The organism is Pseudomonas sp. A-B-19 (assembly GCF_019947515.1).
In the GTDB taxonomy this organism is placed as follows: domain Bacteria; phylum Pseudomonadota; class Gammaproteobacteria; order Pseudomonadales; family Pseudomonadaceae; genus Aquipseudomonas.
In genome coordinates this window covers 112,016-131,283 of the sequence record NZ_JAGYGN010000002.1, presented here as the reverse complement: position 1 = coordinate 131,283, position 19,268 = coordinate 112,016, and the positions used below count along the sequence as shown (strand labels likewise).

At 58.2% G+C, this 19,268-nt stretch carries 13 protein-coding genes; 7 read left to right on the top strand and 6 right to left on the bottom strand.

The genetic code is table 11. The features are described from left to right. Positions 1–86: 86 nt before the first annotated feature. Positions 87–1,889 carry an acyl-CoA dehydrogenase gene (locus KGA81_RS02740; RefSeq protein ID WP_223544473.1) on the bottom strand — a complete coding sequence of 601 codons (1,803 nt, stop codon included), beginning with the start codon at positions 1,887–1,889 and terminating at the stop codon, positions 87–89. A gap of 255 nt (positions 1,890–2,144) precedes the next feature. Then, positions 2,145–6,098 (bottom strand): trifunctional transcriptional regulator/proline dehydrogenase/L-glutamate gamma-semialdehyde dehydrogenase, encoded by a 3,954-nt coding sequence (gene putA / locus KGA81_RS02735; protein ID WP_223544472.1) that lies wholly within the window; start codon positions 6,096–6,098, stop codon positions 2,145–2,147. A gap of 461 nt (positions 6,099–6,559) precedes the next feature. Between putA and putP the strand changes: the two genes are divergently transcribed. The 7 genes from putP (at position 6,560) to KGA81_RS02700 (ending at position 15,757) form a co-directional block, all read left to right on the top strand. Then, entirely contained in the window at positions 6,560–8,044 is a 1,485-nt protein-coding gene (gene putP, locus KGA81_RS02730; RefSeq protein ID WP_223544471.1) for a sodium/proline symporter PutP, read from the top strand. 285 nt (positions 8,045–8,329) lie between these two features. Then, positions 8,330–9,745: a PAAR domain-containing protein gene (locus KGA81_RS02725; RefSeq protein ID WP_223544470.1), complete on the top strand. Its 1,416-nt coding sequence runs from the start codon at positions 8,330–8,332 to the stop codon at positions 9,743–9,745. A 481-nt stretch (positions 9,746–10,226) separates the two neighbouring features. Continuing rightward, positions 10,227–10,685 carry a hypothetical protein gene (locus KGA81_RS02720; protein ID WP_223544469.1) on the top strand — a complete coding sequence of 153 codons (459 nt, stop codon included), beginning with the start codon at positions 10,227–10,229 and terminating at the stop codon, positions 10,683–10,685. 1,045 nt (positions 10,686–11,730) lie between these two features. Further along, on the top strand, positions 11,731–12,060 hold the full coding sequence (locus KGA81_RS02715; RefSeq protein WP_223544468.1) for a hypothetical protein: 330 nt from the start codon (positions 11,731–11,733) through the stop codon (positions 12,058–12,060). Between the two features lie 280 nt (positions 12,061–12,340). Further along, positions 12,341–13,753, top strand: coding sequence for a PAAR domain-containing protein (locus KGA81_RS02710; protein ID WP_223544467.1), 1,413 nt, complete (start codon positions 12,341–12,343; stop codon positions 13,751–13,753). Further along, on the top strand, positions 13,750–14,136 hold the full coding sequence (locus KGA81_RS02705; RefSeq protein ID WP_223544466.1) for a hypothetical protein: 387 nt from the start codon (positions 13,750–13,752) through the stop codon (positions 14,134–14,136). Before KGA81_RS02710 ends, KGA81_RS02705 begins: the two co-directional genes overlap by 4 nt. A 784-nt stretch (positions 14,137–14,920) precedes the next feature. Further along, complete coding sequence (locus KGA81_RS02700) at positions 14,921–15,757, top strand: 23S rRNA (adenine(2030)-N(6))-methyltransferase RlmJ (RefSeq protein WP_223544465.1); 837 nt, start codon at positions 14,921–14,923, stop codon at positions 15,755–15,757. A 145-nt stretch (positions 15,758–15,902) separates the two neighbouring features. Here KGA81_RS02700 and msrA read toward each other — a convergent pair whose 3' ends face one another. From msrA to KGA81_RS02680, 4 genes are all read right to left on the bottom strand, one after another. After that, positions 15,903–16,553: a peptide-methionine (S)-S-oxide reductase MsrA gene (msrA, locus tag KGA81_RS02695; RefSeq protein ID WP_223544464.1), complete on the bottom strand. Its 651-nt coding sequence runs from the start codon at positions 16,551–16,553 to the stop codon at positions 15,903–15,905. Positions 16,554–16,686: 133 nt separating this feature from the next. Next, positions 16,687–17,205 (bottom strand): DUF3299 domain-containing protein, encoded by a 519-nt coding sequence (locus KGA81_RS02690; RefSeq protein WP_223544463.1) that lies wholly within the window; start codon positions 17,203–17,205, stop codon positions 16,687–16,689. 11 nt (positions 17,206–17,216) lie between these two features. Beyond that, positions 17,217–18,482, bottom strand: coding sequence for an ABC transporter permease (locus KGA81_RS02685; RefSeq protein ID WP_223544462.1), 1,266 nt, complete (start codon positions 18,480–18,482; stop codon positions 17,217–17,219). 1 nt (position 18,483) lies between these two features. Continuing rightward, positions 18,484–19,194, bottom strand: coding sequence for an ABC transporter ATP-binding protein (locus tag KGA81_RS02680; protein ID WP_223544461.1), 711 nt, complete (start codon positions 19,192–19,194; stop codon positions 18,484–18,486). Positions 19,195–19,268: the final 74 nt, after the last annotated feature.

Here is a 19,268-nt window from a genome sequence, read left to right as displayed (position 1 = left end):
CTCCTACAAGGCCGGTGCGTTCACACCAAATCCTGTAGGAGCTGGCTTGCCAGCGAATGGATTTCAGCTGCAGCACAAGGTCGGGATCAGAACCACTCATCCTGCATCCCCAGACAAACATCGTCCCGAGCCTCAAGAATCGCCAGCTCATGGTGGCACCCCGGTACTTCCCACGTCAGGAAATACCGCGCCGCCTGCAACTTGCCTTTATAGAAACTCACATCCGCCGCATTACCCTTGGCCAGGCCTTCCTCGGCGCGAATCGCCTGTTCCAGCCAGCGCCAGCCAATGACGGTGTGCCCGAATACTTTCAGGTACAGCGCCGAATTCGCCAGGCTGCTGTTGACCTTGCCCTGGGCCAGATCAGTCAGCAGGCCGATGGTCACGGTTTGCAGGCGCGCCACCAGTTTCTCCAGCGGTTCGCGCAAAGGTGTCAGCGAATCAAACGCCTGGGCGCGCTCGGCGGTGTCGGCGATCAGGCGGATCAGTTGCTTGAGCCCCGCACCGCCGTTCTGCGCCAGTTTGCGGCCCAGCAGGTCCAGCGACTGAATGCCGTGGGTGCCTTCGTGGATCGGGTTCAGACGGTTGTCGCGGTAGTACTGCTCCACCGGGTATTCGCGGGTGTAGCCGTGGCCGCCGAGGATCTGGATCGCCAGTTCGTTGGCCTTGAGGCAGAACTCTGACGGCCAGGATTTGACGATTGGCGTCAGCAGGTCCAGCAATTCATGGGCCTGCTTGCGTTCGGCTTCGGTCGCAAGCGTTGTGGTGTCATCGAACAGTCGCGCCGCGTACAGGCCAAGGTCGAACGAGCCTTCGACGTAGGCCTTTTGTGTCAGCAACATGCGTTTGACGTCGGCGTGCTGAATGATCGCCACCGGCGCGGTGTTCGGGTCCTTGCTGTCCGGCACGCGGCCTTGCGGGCGTTCGCGGGCATATTCCAGCGAGTAGAGGTAGCCGGCGTAACCTAGCATCACCGCACCCATGCCGACGCCAATTCGCGCTTCGTTCATCATCTGGAACATGTAGCTCAAACCCTGGTGCGGCTTGCCCACCAGATAGCCGACGCACTCACCGTTGTCGCCGAAGTTCAGCGCGGTGGACGTGGTTCCGCGCCAGCCCATCTTGTGGAACAGACCGGCCAGCAACACATCGTTGCGTTTGCCGAGGCTGCCGTCGTCGTTGACCAGGAACTTGGGCACGATGAACAACGATATGCCCTTCACCCCGGCCGGTGCGTCCGGCAGCTTGGCCAGCACCATGTGCACGATGTTTTCCGACAGTGGATGATCGCCACCGGAGATGAAGATTTTGTTGCCCTTGAGGCGATAAGTGCCGTCGCACGCCAGCTCTGCGCGGGTACGAATATCCGACAGCGACGAGCCCGCGTGGGGTTCGGTCAGGGCCATGGTGCCGAAGAAACGGCCGTCGATCATCGGTTGCAGGAAGCGGTGCTTCTGCTCATCGGTGCCGAAGCTTTCGATCAGGTTCGCCGCGCCCATGGTCAGGAACGGATAAGAGGTCGAAGCGGCGTTGGCCGACTGGAAGTGCGAAAAGCAGGCCTGCGACAGCAACGTAGGAAGCTGCATGCCGCCAGCGTCGAAACTGCGCGCGGCGTTGAGGAAACCGGCTTCGAGGAACGCGTCCACCGCCGGTTTCACTTCCGGAATCAGAATCGCCTGACCGTTTTCATAGCGCGGCTCGTTCTCGTCGCCCTTGCGGTTGTGCGGGGCGAAGAACTTCTCGGCGATGCTGCGGGCGGTGCCGATGGCCGCATCGAAGGTTTCGCGATTGTGCTCGGCGAAACGCTCACGCTGGGTCAGGCCCTCGGCATCAAGGACTTCATACAGCTCGAAAGCCAGATTGCGGGAACTGAGCAACGTCTCGGACATGGCGGCCTACCTTTTATTGGAATGGGCCGAGTCTAGGCTTGCTAATAAAGACTGAACAGGATGATTGATGAGCGTGATGGTGGGGCAGAGCGCCGACTTAACAGGCACCACAAGCCACTGTGGGAGCGAGCTTGCTCGCGATAGCGGTCGTCAGTCACCATTTGTATTGACTGATCTGCCGCCATCGCGAGCAAGCTCGCTCCCACAGGGGTATCGCATACCGGGCGGCCATTGCGGCAGCCCGGATTGTCGGTGTTAACCGATGGTCATCAAACTGGCATTACCACCCGCCGCCGCCGTGTTAACGCTCAACGCCCGCTCGATCACCAAGCGCTCCAGCGCAATGTTGGTTTCGCCTTGCGACAGGCCCTGCACGCCAACGATGGCGCCGGCACGCTTGGCAACCTGCTGGCACACCGCACGCAACTGGTCGGAGTGGCCATGATGCACAACCGCATCAAACACCACTTCGTCCTTGTTCCAGTCGGAAACCAGCTTGATGCGCGCCTGAATATCCTTCGGCAGACGTGCGAACAAGGCTTTGGTCATGTCGGCCTCAGGCCATACCGCCGAACCACCGACAGCCAAGACCGCCGCCAGTTGGGTCAGCAGATCGCCTTCAACTTCCGCCAGGCAAAGTACGTGCTCGCGCGGCAGGATCGCATAGCTGTTGCGCTCGCCGGTCGGGCCGGCCAGGACGCGGGTGATGCCGCTTTGCGATTGTGCGGCGAACTGCACGCACAGGGAGCACAGGTCGGTGAACTTGTGGCTCTCGGCCCAGGCTTTCAGGGCGGTCAGCGGCTTGCTCATGGCATCGCGCAGACGAACGTCCGGTGCTGCGACGGCGTCACCGCGAGCGAAGGATCGTTCGATCGCATCCGCAGGGCGGGTCGACAACAGACGGTACAGGTACAGCGGGCCGCCGGCTTTCGGGCCAGTACCCGACAGGCCTTCGCCGCCGAACGGCTGCACACCGACCACGGCACCGACGATGTTGCGGTTGACGTAGACGTTACCTGCGTGGACGTTGTCGATCACCTTGGCGATGGTCTCGTCAATACGGGTGTGCACGCCCAGCGTCAGGCCGTAACCCGAAGCGTTGATCTGGCCGATCAGTTGATCGATGTCTTTGCGCTTGTAGCGAACCACGTGCAGCACCGGGCCGAAGATCTCCCGCTGCAGTTCGTCGAAGCTTTCCAGTTCGATCAGCGTCGGCATCACGAAGGTGCCGCGTTTGACTTCTTCGGCATCGGCGATGGCCACCTGGTAAACGCTGCGACCTTTGTCGCGCATGGCCTGGATGTGCTTCTCGATGCCGGCTTTGGCTTCGGCGTCGATCACCGGGCCGATGTCCACGGACAGGCGCTCAGGGTTGCCGAGACGGCTTTCGGCCATGGCGCCCTTGAGCATTTCAATGACGCGATCAGCGGAGTCTTCCTGCAGGCACAAGACGCGCAGGGCCGAGCAACGCTGGCCGGCGCTGTCGAACGCCGAGGACACCACGTCGATCACGACTTGCTCGGTCAGTGCCGAAGAGTCGACGATCATCGCGTTCTGGCCACCGGTTTCGGCGATCAGCGGGATCGGACGACCCTGGTTGTCCAGACGGCCGGCAATGTTGCGTTGCAGCAAGCGTGCGACTTCGGTGGAGCCGGTGAACATCACGCCTTTGACGCGTTCGTCGCCGACCAGGCCGGCACCGACGGTTTCACCGCGACCCGGCAGCAATTGCAGCACGCCTTGCGGAATCCCTGCTTCGAGCAGCAGGCGCACGGCTTGAGCGGCGACCAGCGGCGTCTGTTCCGCAGGCTTGGCCAATACCGGGTTACCGGCAGCCAGTGCGGCAGCCACTTGACCACTGAAGATCGCCAGCGGGAAGTTCCACGGGCTGATGCACACCACCGGACCCAGCGGGCGGTGGGCGTCGTTGGTGAAATCGTTGCGTGCCTGCACTGCGTAATAACGCAGGAAGTCCACGGCTTCACGCACTTCGGCGATGGCGTTGGCGAAGGTCTTGCCGGCTTCGCGGGCCAGCAGGCCCATCAGCGGCTGGATCTCGGCTTCCATCAGATCGGCGGCGCGTTCCAGGATCGCGGCGCGCTCGGCGGGCGGCGTGGCCTGCCAGATCGGTGCAGCGTTCAGGGCGCACTGGATGGCGTTGTCGACGTCTTCGACGGTCGCTTCCTGCACATGGCCGACCACGTCACGCAGGTCGGACGGGTTCAGCACCGGGGCTGGAGCTTCGTTGCTGGACGCGCAACCGAGCATCGGTGCCGCTTTCCAGTGGTTGTGCGCGGTAGCCAGCAGGGCGCAAGACAGCGACGCCAGACGATGTTCGTTGGCCATGTCGATGCCGCTGGAGTTGGCGCGCTCGGAGCCGTACAGGTCGCGCGGCAGCGGAATGCGTGGGTGTGGCAGGCCGAAACCACCTTCCACGGTCGCCATCTGCTCGATGCTGGCTACCGGGTCGGCCACCAGTTCCTGGATGGAAATCGACTGGTCGGCGATGCGGTTGACGAACGAGGTGTTTGCGCCGTTTTCCAGCAGGCGACGCACCAGGTAAGCCAGCAGGGTTTCGTGGGTGCCGACCGGAGCGTACACACGGCACGGACGGTTCAGCTTGCCTTCGGAAACTTTGCCTACAACCTGTTCGTACAGGGGTTCACCCATGCCGTGCAGGCACTGGAACTCGTACTGGCCCGGGTAATAGTTCTGACCGGCGATGTGATAAATGGCCGACAGGGTGTGGGCGTTGTGCGTGGCGAACTGCGGGTAGATGACTTCTGGTACCGACAGCAGTTTGCGGGCGCAAGCGATATAGGACACGTCGGTGTACACCTTGCGGGTGTAGACCGGGTAGCCTTCCAGGCCTTCGACCTGGGCGCGCTTGATTTCGCTGTCCCAGTACGCGCCTTTCACCAGGCGGATCATCAGGCGATGACGGCTGCGGCGAGCCAGGTCGATCACGTAGTCGATCACGTACGGGCAACGCTTCTGGTAAGCCTGGATCACGAAACCGATGCCGTTCCAGCCCGTCAGTTGCGGCTCGAAGCACAGGCGTTCGAGCAGATCCAGCGACAGCTCGAGGCGGTCGGCTTCTTCGGCATCGATGTTCAGGCCGATGTCGTATTGCTTGGCCAGCAGGGTCAGCGACAGCAGGCGTGGGTACAACTCATCCATCACGCGCTCGTACTGGGCACGGCTGTAGCGCGGGTGCAGGGCCGACAGCTTGATCGAAATACCCGGGCCTTCATAAATCCCACGACCGTGGGAGGCTTTGCCGATCGAGTGGATGGCTTGTTCGTACGAGGCCAGGTACTTCTGCGCGTCGTGCTCGGTGAGTGCGGCTTCACCCAGCATGTCGTAGGAATAACGGAAGCCCTTGGCTTCGAACTTGCTCGCGTTGGCCAGGGCTTCGGCGATGGTTTCGCCGGTCACGAACTGCTCGCCCATCAGGCGCATGGCCATGTCGACGCCCTTGCGGATCATCGGCTCGCCGCTCTTGCCGATGATGCGGCTCAGGGAGGAGGTCAGGCCGGCTTCGTTGTGGGTGGACACCAGTTTGCCGGTCAGCAGCAAGCCCCAGGTGGCAGCGTTGACGAACAGCGACGGACTGTTGCCCAGGTGCGGCTGCCAGTTGCCGGTGCTGATCTTGTCGCGGATCAGGGCGTCGCGGGTGCCTTTGTCCGGGATGCGCAGCAGCGCTTCGGCCAGGCACATCAGCGCCACGCCTTCCTGGGACGACAGGGAGAACTCCTGCAGCAGGCCCTGGACGATGCCGGCACGGCCGCCGGCGCTCTTCTGGTTGCGCAGTTTTTCCGCAATCGAGGCGGCGAGTTTGTTGGTAGCTTCGGCCATCGGTGCCGGCAGACGCGCCTGCTCGATCAGCATCGGCACGACTTCCGGCTCAGGGCGACGGTAGGCGGCGGTGATCGATGCGCGCAGGACCGATTGCGGCAGGATGCTTTCGGCGAATTCGAGGAAGCACTGATGCGCGTGATCGATGTGGAGCTCGCCTGCTTCGTCAACTTCCTTGCCGTTCAAACCATTGAGCTCGGACAGGGTTGCACCACCCTCGAGTTTTTCCAGGTAATTGAAGATTGCCTGCTTGATCAGCCAGTGCGGTGTGCGATCAATCGAGGTCGCGGCGGCCTTGAGGCGTTCGCGGGTCGGGTCGTCAAGTTTGACCCCAAGGGTGGTGGTAGCCATGTTTTTATCCTCATGTTTGCCACGACTGCGTGGCATCAGCTGCCGGCAAGATTAGCCGTGAGACTGTTGAGGTGCAACCGGGTGCAACCCTTTTTTTGTCGGAATATTACGCAGCTCGTCAGGAAATAAATTCTGGTACGGCTGCGCTGCATTTGCTTGGTGCTTTTCCAGCGAGTTAACACGTGTTTTTGCTCCGAAAAGGAGCAAAAACCGTTTTTTAACGTTTATTTCCGACTAGGTGCAACTTATTCCCAAGAAACTGGTTGCACCTTATTTGCTTTGTTGAATAGCATTCGTGCCCAAGGTGCAACCCGGACAAAATCCGGGTGCTCCGGCTGATGGCTTTCCTGGGGAAACATCAGTCATAAATGCGCGGGAATCCGGATCGTCTGTCAAACGTATGCGTTTGCGAGCGGTTCACCAGCCGCCGCTACATAAAAACAAAGCCAGGGCGTAACTTAATGAGCGTAAGCAATCCAACCTTGATCACGTTCGTGATCTACATCGCAGCAATGGTGCTGATCGGCTTGATGGCCTATCGCTCCACCAACAACCTTTCCGATTACATCCTGGGCGGTCGTAGCCTGGGCAGCGTCGTGACCGCACTGTCCGCCGGTGCCTCCGACATGAGTGGCTGGTTGTTGATGGGCTTGCCCGGCGCGATCTACATGTCCGGTCTTTCCGAAAGCTGGATCGCCATCGGCCTGATCATCGGCGCCTACCTGAACTGGCTGTTCGTCGCCGGCCGTCTGCGGGTGCAGACCGAGCACAACGGCGATGCACTGACCCTGCCGGACTACTTCGCCAGCCGTTTCGAAGACAAAAGCGGCCTGCTGCGGATCATCTCCGCGGTCGTGATCCTGGTGTTCTTCACCATCTACTGCGCTTCCGGCATCGTGGCCGGTGCCCGTCTGTTCGAAAGCACCTTCGGCATGTCCTACGAGACAGCGCTGTGGGCCGGTGCCGCGGCGACGATTGCCTACACCTTTGTCGGCGGATTCCTGGCCGTGAGCTGGACCGATACCGTACAAGCCACCCTGATGATCTTCGCGTTGATCCTGACGCCGGTTATCGTGCTGCTGGCCACCGGCGGCGTCGACACCACTTTCCTGGCCATCGAAGCGCAAGATCCAGGCAACTTCGACATGCTCAAGGGCACCACTTTCATCGGCATCATCTCGCTGATGGGCTGGGGTCTGGGCTACTTCGGCCAGCCGCACATCCTGGCGCGTTTCATGGCTGCCGATTCGGTTAAATCGATCGCCAAGGCCCGCCGCATCTCCATGACCTGGATGATTCTGTGCCTGGGCGGCACCGTGGCAGTCGGCTTCTTCGGCATCGCCTACTTCTCGGCCAACCCGGCCGTGGCCATGCCAGTGAGTGAAAACCACGAGCGTGTGTTCATCGAACTGGCCAAGATCCTCTTCAACCCATGGATCGCCGGTATCCTGCTGTCGGCCATCCTGGCTGCGGTGATGAGCACCCTGAGCTGCCAGTTGCTGGTGTGCTCGAGCGCCCTGACCGAAGACTTCTACAAAACCTTCCTGCGTAAATCCGCTTCCCAGGTTGAACTGGTCTGGGTCGGCCGTGCCATGGTGCTGTTGGTTGCCCTGATCGCTATCGCGCTGGCGGCCAACCCGGAAAACCGTGTTCTGGGTCTGGTGAGCTACGCTTGGGCCGGTTTCGGTGCCGCATTCGGTCCGGTCGTGCTGATCTCCGTGATCTGGAAAGACATGACCCGCAACGGCGCACTGGCCGGCATCCTGGTCGGCGCGATCACCGTGATCGTGTGGAAACACTACGAGCTGCTGGGCCTGTACGAAATCATCCCAGGCTTCATCTTCGCCAGCCTGGCGATCTACTTCGTCAGCAAAATGGGCACGCCGACTGCAGGCATGTTCCAGCGTTTTGCGGCTGCAGAGAGTGATTATCGTTTGAACAAATGATGAGTGATGGGTTGAACTCTACCCATCTCTGATAAAAGAACGGCTCGCAGCTATATGGTGCGGGCCGTTTTTTTTGCAAGCCAGCTCCGAAAACAGGCATTGGCCCTCCAATATCCGTGGTCCTTTTCAGTGCTGGTCGTAAGACATTTCCTGATTTTCTCGGCCATCTTGAGTTTCCTCTCTGTCCACGTACTTTGCGTTAGCCAGCTAATCGCGAGTCGGCTTATCGATCGTTAACAGTGGTGCGCTCTCATAACTGAGGCGCCGTAGAAAGGGAGAACAGCAATGGCCAAGGGGTACTTCATTCGCGAAGGTGACGAGACCACTTGCGGTGGCAAAGTTCTGGAGTGCGATACTCATATCATGATGTTTGGCTTCGCCCATGCGCGCGACGGTGACCCGGTTTCCTGCGGCAAAGACAATAAAATTTACGTGATCGCTGGCGGTGTTTCCTACTTCAAAAGCAATGGCAGGATGGTAGCGGGATCGCTGGATAGTTTCAGTAGTTGTCCTTGCAAAGCCGGGCTGATCCCATCGCAGGACACGGCGGGCTACCAGTCCGAGCGCAGTGCTGCACCTCACGCCACGCGAACCGCCACTGCGCAGGTCGAACCCGCAACTGCGAGAGCTCCGGTAACTTCGAGATCATCCAGCTTCGCGCCGACGCCAGCTCCTCCCATGCCAGTGCGTAACAACAGCGCAGAGTTAGTAGAGCCGGGCTTTTACATCGTTCCGAAGAGCACCTCCCGCGAACAGCTTGAGGCCTCGCTTTTCACCCTACGCGACCCGGCGGTGATGGGCAAATTCAAGCTGCTCAATCCCAACCCGGGCGACATTAAAGCCGGCTCGATGATCGTGCTGAGCGACCCCAATAACTACCAATGCACCCGTGAAGAAGCCCTACTCATGGACGTGGCGGCACGGACCAATCAAATACTGGAAACGCTTAGCCCTGAAGAGGCGGATTTCATGGTGCAACACCGGGATGCCATCCAGACGATCTTGGGCTACGGTTCTGGCGCCATTGGCGTCGGCGCGAGTATTTTCAAGAATAATCTGGATAACGTTGGCGATGCCTTGCGTGAAATGGAAACGCTGCATCAGCGTTCATTCCTGCGCGATGGACATCTGAACTCACCAACATTTCTGGCCGAGCGCCAAAAGCTGCTGGCACAACTCGATAGTCACCTGACCAGCCTGACGCGCAAAGGCATCGGTTTCCCACACCACCCTAATTTGAACCGTGCAATGTTCCTTTCTCCTCCCAGCCTGGTTCACCGCTGGACTGAAGCCGGCGACGTGGGGCAGATGCCGGGGTATGCGACTCATCTTGAGGGGGTGGCCAAGGCTTCCAAGTACCTCAAGTACGGCGGCTGGGTCGGCACGGCCATTGGTGGGGGGGAGTCAGCAATGAAGGTGCAGGATGTGTGTGCAGGGGGAAATGCTGAAGCCTGCGAGCGAATCAGGTTTACTGAGTCGGGGAGTTTTGTTGTTGGTATCGGCGGTGGCATGGGTGCTGGCTGGATGTTAAGTGCCCCGGTCGTCGGTGCACTCTGCATTGGATTAGGGGTGCCTACAGGCGGGATAGGGACGTTGGCATGCAGTATCGTCGTGGTTGGCGCTGGCGCTTACATAGGTGGCGAAGTGGGTGGTAAGTTGGGCGAAATGGCTGGCGAAGTGATTTATGAGACGACGAAATGACTACCGCAGGACTTGTTGTTGGTAGCTTGAGTTGCTTCGTGGCCGTTGGTCTTTTCATTTGCATCACACTTGCTCTTTACTTGGGGTATACCCAAGGCGATCAGATGTCTAAGTATTTCAAAAATAGCACTTCAAATATGACTAGTGCTACGCAAAGACACTCAGGTCCTTACGGTAAACTACAACTAGTTGGAGGAGTGTCTTTTGTCGTGACATTTCCTCGGTTTTTTTTGAAGCATGGAATTCTCAATGCTGAAGATGTTAAAAGCTTCCCCTTGCACCTCAGGCGAAAACTTGTAGCACTACAATGGGGCTTTATAGGGGTTTTCATCTCTATGGTGCTATTAGCCTGTATAGGGTGGTCAGGAGTACTTGATTAACTAACAAATGGGCACGCAGCCCTCCGGATAGCGTGCCCATTCCACCCACCGCAGGCGCGGGATCCCTGATATGTAGGCTTGTAGTGGCAGGAGCTGGCTCTTTGGCTAAAGGATTTGCCCTCGGCAAGACGGGTGAAAAAAACAGGCGAATTAATCTACGAGACGCTGAAATGAGCGTGAGCTTCGCGCAAAAGTTATTTCTGTGCATCAGCATTACTGGTTTTGGCGGGCTTCTAATTTTCCTTGGCGTCGCGTTGCATTTGGCTTACGCCAAAATGGATGTAATGCTGGATCATTTGAAGAACTGCCCGGCTATTATAGTCCGGGCTCCTTTCAAGAACGGCGGGGCTTGGGGAAGGCTGTTCGTACTTGGTGCAGTAATGGGCGTGATGACTATGCCAAATTTTTATCTCCGTGATGGCGGGGCCGATGCGAAAGATCTGGAAGGCTTTCCTGGAGGACTTAGGAGAAAACTAATAATTTTGCACTGGGGTGGGGTTGCTTGTATTGCTCTATTGCTTGCGCTTTTTGCAGTTAACGCACTTGGGTATATCCAGTAATGCCCCTGAACTAAATGTTGTCTGATTTGTAGAATGAAAATAAAATAGTCCCCTTTCGTCCTGTCCCGAGGCCACTCAATGAACATTAGCGTTGCAGACGCACTATTCCTGGCATCAGGGCTAATAGTTTTCGGTGGGGCGCTTGTTGTTTTTGGAGTTGCGCTGCACTTGGGCTACACCAAGGGAGATGCCCTTTCAGAGCATTTCCAAAACAGTTCTCCACTTATAACTGTCTCTGCGCGTATTGACGCAGGGCTTAGAGGTAAGACTCGACTGGTTTATTCAATATCTAACGTCGTTACGTTTCCCCAATTTTTTCTGAAGCGCGGTATGGTCACTGCTGAAGATCTCGACAACTTTCCCCATGACCTCCGGCAAAAGCTCGTAGTACTGCAATGGACTCTTCTAGGGGTTCTATCCGGCATGGTGCTACTTGGCCTGATAGTGATGTCGGGGATACTCAGGTAACTGACCCATAAAAAATGGGCACCGAATCTGGTTAATACCGATCAGTTAAGGACTCTGTAGGAGCGAGCTTGCTCGCGATGGACTCAAGAGCGCCGCGTTTAGCCAGTAAACACGCGCTATCGTTAACGACCATCGCGAGCAAGCTCGCTCCTACAGTGATTCCCTTTCGCTTAACTGATCGGCATTACCCAATCTGGTTGGTGTGCCCGTTCTTCATGCCACTCCCCACCCGTCAGGTAGGTTGTAAACTTTCTGGGTAAGGTCCTAGGACGTTTCCTTCAAAACCTAGCGGTTTTCATGAACTGGCGCGACCTGAGTTCCGTCGATAGTCTTCGGTTGCCGCTGACAACTCAGTGGTGGGGTGTAGGAACCCGTTAAGACCACGAGAAACGCTTTGGCGTCGACACCTGATTTGCGGCCACTAACGTGCGCCCGTAAGATCTGTTGCGGCGGCTGTGCGCGGGCACGTTTCGGCGTGGTCGAGTTCTCTGGTCTCGATATTCCTACCCCGCGTATGGCTGCCACCCAAGCCTGTAGGAAGGCCGATGGTAGCCCCACTTCTACCAGAGGTTAAAAAATGAAAACAATTCACCCCGATCCACCCTACGAAAAACCAATCCCCCATCCCGACAACCGCTTCATGGCATTGACCAGCAACTGCACCGATATGCCCACCCTGTTCGTCGACACCCACGTGCCACTCGACATCCTCACCGACGCCGCCAACTACAGAATCCGCGCAGTGACCCAAGTGCTTGAGAACCTGTCGATGCGCGGTTCGATCGAGTGCGAGTCGTTCATCCTCAGCGATTTTGCCTTGCTCTGCGCAATCTCGTTGCGCGATGGCTGTGATGTGCTGGATGTGGTTGGGCGGCGGTTGCGGGGGCGGCCTTCAGCGGGGGCGTAGGCGTCGCCCATGAATTGAATGCCTTCATGTAAAAAACGGCTCGCAGCTCGATAGTGCGGGCCTTTTTTTGGCAGCCCAGGACCGAAAACAGGTATTAGTCATCCAGTTTTCGTGGTCCTTTTCAGTGCAGCTCGTAAGACATTTCCTGATTTTCTCGACCGTCTTGAGTTTCCTCTCTGTCCACGTACTTTGCGTTAGCCAGCTCATCGCGAGTCGGCTTATCGATCGTTAACAGTGGTGCGCTCTCATAACTGAGGCGCCGTAGAAAGGGAGAACAGCAATGGCCAAGGGGTACTTCATTCGCGAAGGTGACGAGACCACTTGCGGTGGCAAAGTTCTGGAGTGCGATACTCATATCATGATGTTTGGCTTCGCCCATGCGCGCGACGGTGACCCGGTTTCCTGCGGCAAAGACAATAAAATTTACGTGATCGCTGGCGGTGTTTCCTACTTCAAAAGCAATGGCAGGATGGTAGCGGGATCGCTGGATAGTTTCAGTAGTTGTCCTTGCAAAGCCGGGCTGATCCCATCGCAGGACACGGCGGGCTACCAGTCCGAGCGCAGTGCTGCACCTCACGCCACGCGAACCGCCACTGCGCAGGTTGCGCCCGCCGCTACCAGCGCTCCAGTAACGTCGCGATCAACCAGCTTCGCGCCTGCGCCAACCCCTCCCATGCCGGTGCGTGACAACGGCACGGAGGCGGTAGAGCCAGGCTTTTTCATCGTCCCGAAGAGCACCACCCGCGAACAACTCGAGGCCTCGCTGTTCACCCTGCGTGACCCGGCGGTGATGGGCAAATTCAAGCTGCTCAATCCCAACCTGGGCGACGTCAAAGCCGGCTCGATGATCGTGCTGAGCGACCCCAACAACTACCAGTGCACCCGCGAAGAAGCCCTGCTCATGGACGTAGCGGCCAGGACCAACCAGGTGCTTGAAACGCTTAGCCCCGAAGAAGCGGATTTCATGGTGCAGCACCGTGATGCCATCCAGACCTTCCTGGGCCATGGCTCGACCGCAATCGGCATTGGTGCGAGTGTTCTCAAAAATAATCTGGATAACGTCAGCGACAGCCTGAAAAAAATCGAAGCGTTGCATCAGCATTCATTCCTGCGCGATGGCCACCTGAGCTCACCGACGTTTCTGGCAGAGCGCCAAAAGCTGCTCACTCAACTCGATATCCACATGACAAGCCTGACGCGCAAAGGTATCGGCTTCCCCGACCATCCCAATTTGAATCGTGCAATGTTCCTCTCGCCTCCCAGCCTGGTTCACCGCTGGACGGAAGCCGGCGGCGTAGGACAGATGCCGGGATACGCCACTCATCTGGAGGGGGTGGCCAGGGCCTCCAAATACCTCAAGTACGGTGGCTGGGTCGGCACTGCGGTCGGTGGAGGGGCGTCGGCCATGAAGGTGCAGGATGTGTGTACGGCGGGAAATTCCGAAGCTTGCGAGCGAGTCAAGTTCACTGAGGCGGGAAGCTTTGCTGGAGGTCTGGTCGGTGGCTGGGCCTCCGGTATTGTATTAGCCCCTGTAGTTGGGGGGCTCTGTGTCGGGCTTGGTGTCCCTAGCGGAGGTTTGTCCTTATTGGGTTGCGGAGTTTTGGTGGCAGGAGGGGTAACCTTTTCTGCAGGCCAAGTTGGGGTGAAGGTTGGTGAGAATATTGCTGAAAAAATTTATGAGTCAGTGAGGTGACTTTGAGCACTGCTGATAAATTATTTCTTGCAGTCGGACTAATTGATTTCGGAGGGCTCATCGCGTGCATTGGATTTACACTGTACCTGGCCTATACAAAAATGAAGGACTTGTTGGGTTATTTTCAAAATAGCCCTGCTGTTATAGCTCTTGCACCTCTAAAATGCGGTGGGCCTTGGGGGAGATTAATGTTGGTAGGAGGGATCTCTGGGTTTGTGACATTCCCCGAGTTCTACATTAAACGCGGTCGTGTCAGTGCCGATGATATAAAAAATCTACCTTTATCTCTTAGATATAAGCTGATTGTATTGCAGTGGACTTCGATCATTCTGCTATTGATTATGTTTTGCCTCGCAGCGATGGTTGAAATGGAGATTTTCTAGTCTGATTTGCATTCTAAATAATGCAGGATGCGCTGCGATTCAGTGGGGTTTTGTACTGGATTGGGAATTAATTTCAAAAATACGGACTCCCTCTACTCACCGTACCAGCACTTTCGCGTCAGCGCGGCACACAGAAGTACTGCGCTGACGCGCAAGGACTGTACAACTCATCTATCTGAATAGGTGGATCGTGAATAAATGAAGTCTAGAGTAAAAAAATGCAAAATATGTGGAGGGTTGGATGAAGACGGTTTGTCGCGAATAGAGGGTGGGCATTGTCTTTCATGCAGGATAAAAATATACGATGCAGGAAACTTCAATATTTTGAAGAAGGCACCGCTGCGGCTAAAAATTCTACTTGGCGGCACTTCCTTGTTTTTCTAGTGCTTTCAATTTATGCGATCTATTATCAGCATCTTGTGCTACCTGGAGGTCCTCGTACTCGATCTTGGTCGGTAGAATTTTCAGGGTTTGGAGCGCTAATACCAGCTCTTTCACTGATGGTGTTTTCAATAAGTTTTTGTCTTTAATTATCTAAAATTATCATCAGCACTCTAGCGAGAAGATATATAAGAAAATAATAAAAAACTGCTTTTACGCCGGTTGGGTTTTGTATTTTATTTCGATATTCTTTTTTGGAGAAGAGTATCGCAGCTAACGGCTCACGACCTACAGATACCTCGCGAGTCTCACAGGGGAAAGCAGGTGGGTTCGCCGCTTGGCCGCCAACCCCTGACTTGCCGGCCGGTAAAAGGTAAACTCCCCGGCCTTCGCAGGAGCAACCATGAATTATCGTCACGCCTTCCATGCCGGCAATCACGCCGATGTGTTCAAACACCTGACCTTGACCCGCCTCATCGCCCTGATGTCGCGCAAGGAGCAGCCGTTTGCCTATCTCGACACCCACGCCGGCATCGGTCTGTACGACCTTCAAGGCGATCAGGCCAACCGTACCGGTGAGTACCTGGAAGGCATTGCGCGTTTGTGGGGTCAGCCGGATCTGCCGATCCTGACCGCTGATTACATGCAGGTGCTGCACGAGATGAACCCGGATGGCCAGTTGCGCTATTACCCGGGGTCGCCGGAGTTGGCGCGGCGTCTGACCCGTGCGCAGGACCGTGTGTTGCTCAATGAGAAACACCCGGAAGACGGCGTGCTGCTCAAGGACAACATGGCCGGTGATCGCCGGGTCAAGGTGCATCTGGGCGAAGGCTGGCATGTGTCGCGGGCCTTGCTGCCGGTGCCGGAGAAGCGTGCGGTGATGTTGATCGATCCGCCGTTCGAGAAGCTCGACGAGATGCAGCGTTGTGCCGCGTCGTTGAAAGAAGCGATTGGCCGGATGCGCCAGACCGTGGCGGCAATCTGGTACCCGGTGAAGGATCAGCGTGCGCTGCGTCGTTTCTATCAGGACCTGGCTGGCACTGGTGCGCCGAAGTTGTTGCGGGTGGAGTTGCTGGTGCATCCGCTGGATACGCCGAACAGCCTGAACGGTTCGGGGCTGGCGATTGCCAATCCGCCGTGGGGGCTGGAGGAAGAGTTGCGTGAGTTGCTGCCGTGGTTGTCCGAGAAGCTTGGGCAGACCCAGGGTGGGTGGCGGATGGATTGGTTGATTGCCGAGTAGCTGCTGCAAGCTACCAGCCCTGTAGGAGCCGGCTTGCCGGCGAAGAGGCCTGAGAGCCTTGTGGCGACCTATCGGTCGCCTTCGCTGGCAAGCCAGCTCCTACAGTTGATCCAATTGATCCAGTTGAACCCGTTGAACCAGTTGATCAGATCGGGCAGGTCACGCCCGTGCCGCCAATCCCGCAATAGCCTTCCGGATTTTTCGCCAGGTACTGCTGGTGATAAGCCTCGGCAAAGTAGACGGTCGGGGCCTGGTCGATTTCGGTGCTGATTTCACCGAGACCGGCCTTGGACAGCTCGGCCTGGTAGATTTCCTTGCTCTTGAGCGCCGCGTCCAGTTGTTCCTGGCTAGTGGCGTAGATCACCGAACGGTACTGGGTGCCGATGTCATTGCCCTGACGCATGCCTTGCGTCGGGTTGTGCAGTTCCCAGAACATCGCCAGCAGTTCTTCGTAGCTGACCTTGGCCTTGTCATACACCACCAACACCACTTCGGCGTGGCCGGTCAGGCCCGAGCAGACTTCTTCGTAGGTCGGGTTTGGCGTGAAACCGCCGGCGTAGCCGACCACTGTGCTGACCACGCCTTCACGCTGCCAGAAGCGGCGTTCCGCGCCCCAGAAGCAGCCGAGGCCGAAGATCGCGAAGTCGACGTCTTCGAAGAACGGGCCGAGCAAGGGGGTGTCTTTAAACACAAAGTGCTTTTCAGGCAGGGGCATCGCGGTTTCGCGGCCGGGCAGAGCTTGTTCTTTAGTCGGGAGCACGTTTTTGTTCACCAGAATTTCCGAGCGCAGAACCATGATCAGTCCTCTCAGTCAGGTTGGGTCGTAAATAAACAGACCGTCAGTGTGCCCAATACCTTCCAGATAATCACTAACCAGGTGGGAGGTTCCATGTTGCAGGGCAACTCTGCAACTTCAGGCTGGCTGGTTTTCACTCCGGCAGTTCATACAGGTAAATCTTCTCCGCCTCCATCTGATACCCCGCATCCGCCAGCTCGCTGGTGGACGCCTTGACCTGCAACGCGCCTTCGATCCAGTACGGCTGATACAGTTCGTCGAGCTTCACGCCGACTTCGCTTTTGACGTGCACGATCTGGTTCGACGGCGGTGGCGGCACATGGATGCAGGCGCCGAAATACGGCACCAGCAGAAACTCTGTGGTGCGTCCTTCCTCGCTCACTTCCAGCGGCACGATGTAGCCCGGCAGGCGAATGTTCTGGCCGTCGAGGGTCTTGACCACCGGTGCGTTGGGCATGTCCTGTTTGGCTGCTGGCGCCGACTCTGCCGAGAGCGTGCTGCTCATTTGCGACAGATCATGCAGCGGCGTCATGTTCGGCACTTCTTTCGGCGCGTCGGGCGGAATCATCTGCGACCAGGTCAGGTCTTTTGGCTGGGCCGCCCACAGGGGCAGGGCGACCAGCATCAACAGCGCAAGTACAGCGCGGGGCATTTTCAACGTCCTCATAAACGGATCGACAGGCCATCGGCCAGGGATTGGCGATAGGCGCGCCAGGCCGGCACGCTGCCCATCAGCAGCGCGGCGATCAGGATGCCACCGAGCAGCGTCCATTCATATTCGCTCGGCCAGCTCAGTGGCAAATACAGACCGTAATTGGCTTGCACGTACCCTTGGGCGGCGGCGATGCACACATACAACAGCGCCACACCGGCGATCACGCCCGACAGCGCCAAGGCAAAGGCTTCGAGCACCAACAGCGTTGCGATGTGCCATGGCCGAGCACCCACCGAGCGCAGGATCGCCATTTCCCGGCGGCGTTCGTTGAGGCTGGTGAGAATGGCCGTGAGCATGCCGATCAACCCGGTCAGCACCACAAACAACGAGACCACGAACAGCGCCTTTTCCGCAGTGCCCATCAGACTCCACAGCTCTTGCAACGCCACGCCCGGCAGGATTGCCAGCATCGGCTCACCGCGGAACTCGTTGATTTCCCGTTGCAGGGCAAAAGTCGAAATCTTGTTGTTGAGACCGAGCATGAACGCGGTGATCGCTTGCGGCGTGAGGTCCATGTTGCGCGCCTGATCGGCCGTGATGCGACCCTCGCCCCGGGCCGGCACGCCGTTATGCCAGTCGATGTGAATCGCTTCCATGCCGCCAAGGCTGATGTGCAGCGTGCGGTCCACCGGTGTACCGGTGCGTTTGAGAATGCCGACCACGGTGAACGGCTTGTCGTCGTGCTTGACCAGGCTGATCGCCGCCACGCCGTGGGCCAGCACCAGTTTGTCGCCGAGTTTGTAGTGCAGTGCCTGGGCCACTTCGGCGCCGAGCACCACTTCGAACGGGTCGGTTGCAAACGCCCGGCCATCGGCCAGTTCCAGGTGTTGCTGGCGGCCGTACTGGTAATGCTCGAAGTAGGCTTCGGTGGTGCCCATCACCCGGTAGCCGCGATGGGAATCGCCGAGGGACATCGGGATCGCCCATTTCACTTTCGGGTTGCTGGCGAAGTGTTCGAAGCTGTCCCAGCGGATGTTGTTGGTGGCGTTGCCGATACGGAACACTGAGTACAACAGCAGGTTCACCGAGCCGGAGCGGGCGCCGACGATCAGGTCGGTGCCGCTGATGGTGCTGGCGAAACTGGCCTTGGCTTCGGTGCGCACACGCTCCACCGCCAGCAACAGGCACACCGACAAGGCGATGGCGAACGCGGTGAGGATCGCGGTGAAGCGGCGGTTAGCCAGGCTGGCCATGGCTAGACGAAACAAATACATCTCAGACCTCGGACGGGGTGGCGGCGCGATTGAGTTCGGCCAGCGACAGGTTGTGGTCGAACAGCGGCGCCAGGCTCTGGTCATGGCTGACGAACAACAGGCTCGACCCGGCTTCGCGGCACTCGGCGAACAGCAGGCGTATGAAGTTCTCGCGGGCGTCGTAATCGAGGGCCGAGGTTGGCTCGTCGGCGATCACCAGTTCCGGTTGGCCGATCAGCGCGCGGGCGGCGGCGACCCGTTGCTGCTGGCCGATGGACAGCGCATCGGCGCGGCGACCGAGGATGTTTGCATCCTTCAACCCCAGGTGGGCAAGCAGCGTCGCGGCCGCTTTGTCGACGCTGCCGTGACGTTGTTTCGCCCGTGCGGCGCGCAGTTTCGAGAAGTGGCAGGGCAGTTCGACGTTTTCGCGCACCGACAGAAACGGCAGCAGGTTGAACTGCTGGAAGATGTAGCCGGTGTGATCGACGCGGAAGTGGTCGCGGGCACCGGCCGAGAGTTGCGTCAATTCCTGGCCGAGCAGGCGGATGCTGCCGCGATCAGGCTTTTGCACGCCGCCGAGCAGGCCGAGCAGGGTGGTCTTGCCGCTGCCGCTGGGGCCTTTGAGGAACAGGGTTTCCCCGCGCTCCAGGCGAAACGCCGGGATGTCCAGCAGTGGCGGGTGACCGGGCCAACTGAAGCCCAGGTCGGACAGTTCGATGAGTGCTTGGGTCATGTGAAACCGGTCTGGTTGGTGGCGAACCCCTGTAGGAGCGAGCTTGCTCGCGAATGCGGTGTGTCGGAAACATT

Excerpts from the sequence above, each read along its gene's own strand:
- KGA81_RS02740 (WP_223544473.1), bottom strand. The coding sequence starts at position 1,889 with ATGTCCGAGACGTTGCTCAGTTCCCGCAATCTGGCTTTCGAGCTGTAT.
- KGA81_RS02680 (WP_223544461.1), bottom strand. The coding sequence starts at position 19,194 with ATGACCCAAGCACTCATCGAACTGTCCGACCTGGGCTTCAGTTGGCCC.
- KGA81_RS02715 (WP_223544468.1), top strand. The coding sequence starts at position 11,731 with ATGAAAACAATTCACCCCGATCCACCCTACGAAAAACCAATCCCCCAT.
- KGA81_RS02710 (WP_223544467.1), top strand. The coding sequence starts at position 12,341 with ATGGCCAAGGGGTACTTCATTCGCGAAGGTGACGAGACCACTTGCGGT.
- KGA81_RS02685 (WP_223544462.1), bottom strand. The coding sequence starts at position 18,482 with ATGTATTTGTTTCGTCTAGCCATGGCCAGCCTGGCTAACCGCCGCTTC.
- putP (WP_223544471.1), top strand. The coding sequence starts at position 6,560 with ATGAGCGTAAGCAATCCAACCTTGATCACGTTCGTGATCTACATCGCA.
- KGA81_RS02690 (WP_223544463.1), bottom strand. The coding sequence starts at position 17,205 with ATGCCCCGCGCTGTACTTGCGCTGTTGATGCTGGTCGCCCTGCCCCTG.
- putA (WP_223544472.1), bottom strand. The coding sequence starts at position 6,098 with ATGGCTACCACCACCCTTGGGGTCAAACTTGACGACCCGACCCGCGAA.
- KGA81_RS02700 (WP_223544465.1), top strand. The coding sequence starts at position 14,921 with ATGAATTATCGTCACGCCTTCCATGCCGGCAATCACGCCGATGTGTTC.
- KGA81_RS02725 (WP_223544470.1), top strand. The coding sequence starts at position 8,330 with ATGGCCAAGGGGTACTTCATTCGCGAAGGTGACGAGACCACTTGCGGT.
- msrA (WP_223544464.1), bottom strand. The coding sequence starts at position 16,553 with ATGGTTCTGCGCTCGGAAATTCTGGTGAACAAAAACGTGCTCCCGACT.